The following is a 1187-nucleotide window of genomic DNA, read 5'->3' as shown; positions in this document are numbered from 1 at the left end:
TCTCCCGTTTTACTTTGATGCCTTCAAATACCTCTAACATATCGGCGAGATGAAGCATGTTAAAGTCGTAATACTTGGCCTTTATAAGAGCTTGAACTTGTTGCTTTAAGGTAATGGGGATTTTATTAGCGGGTGCCCTTCCTGTGTTGCCATGAACCACAAATCGGATACCATCAGAGCGATATCGCCTGAGATAACGTTCAATGGTTCTGCGAGACTTATTGAGGAGCTTAGAGGCATTAGTAATTGAGATTTTACCGAGAGCAACTTTTGCGATGATATCCACGGTAAGCTGAGATTGAGTATTCATAACGATCATCCTATACACCCCTGACTAATTCGTAGCACTAGTCAAAGGATTACGTAAAAAGTAGGACCGTCAATTTCCCTCGGTAATTAGGCTAACGACAAAGTCGTTTGGTAGTTAAGGTACGACAGAATCGCTTGGTGATCACAAACTTCTTTTTGGTCCTTCTAACGCGTCTTTGCCCCTTTGTTTTTTAGAGTAAAAGCTCGTTCACATGCCGTTAATGCGAATTTTCCCTACTAAAAGTTATCTGAATGCAGAAAATCAAGAAGTAATGCAGCACGTAGAAATCTAACTTATTATCTTTTTCACTAAGCTATTGAATTTATGTTGAACCCTTAAAAGAAAGACCACATCATATATCTATGAAGTACGGCTAATCACCGTATGAAAGCGTTCTGTGCCCCAAGTAAGTTAGGAGCTATTTCTCAAATGAGCATTCAGTTAAAGCTGATTCAACTTCGAAAGAAAATTAGAGTAAATAAGAAGAAAGTAATTGATGCAATCATTGCCGATCACTCAGCAGAAATGTGCATAATTTGTGGTTCTCAAGAGAAGTTGACTAGAGAGCATGTAATTCCTCAATGGGTCTATAACCGTTGTACGAAACGAACGTTCAAAACAACAACTAACGGCATTTCTCAGACTTACAATAAAACGACGCTACCAGCGTGCAAAGATTGCAACTCGAATCTCCTCGGTTACTTAGAGAGGCATTTGAAGCATGAATTTGAAAAATTCGATGTTAGTAACCAAGAGTTCTCTCAAGAGACCTTAGAGTTAATCATTCTATGGTTAGAAACTTTAGAGTACAAATTTCAAGTGCTTGACCTTCGAAGAAACTTAAACAAGGTAAAAGGTGCAGACTACATTCCTTTTA

Annotated in this window: 1 protein-coding gene and 1 pseudogene; one reads left to right on the top strand and one right to left on the bottom strand. The window is 38.5% G+C overall.

What is annotated here, in order from left to right; all coding sequences use genetic code 11:
• Nucleotides 1-319, bottom strand: a 319-nt coding sequence (locus AB4623_RS23870) for a helix-turn-helix domain-containing protein (RefSeq protein WP_372147503.1), incomplete at its 3' end; no start/stop codon positions are given.
• Between the two features lie 420 nt (nucleotides 320-739).
• On the opposite strand from AB4623_RS23870, the pseudogene AB4623_RS23865 reads away from it, so the two are divergent.
• Nucleotides 740-1187, top strand: a pseudogene (locus AB4623_RS23865) (hypothetical protein); the annotation flags it as partial.

Origin of the sequence: Vibrio sp. 10N.222.52.C12, from assembly GCF_041474215.1 — a bacterium.
In the GTDB taxonomy this organism is placed as follows: Bacteria; Pseudomonadota; Gammaproteobacteria; order Enterobacterales; family Vibrionaceae; genus Vibrio; species Vibrio crassostreae_C.
The sequence above is the reverse complement of the archived record's forward strand: the minus strand, read 5'-3'. Positions and strand labels throughout refer to the sequence as shown.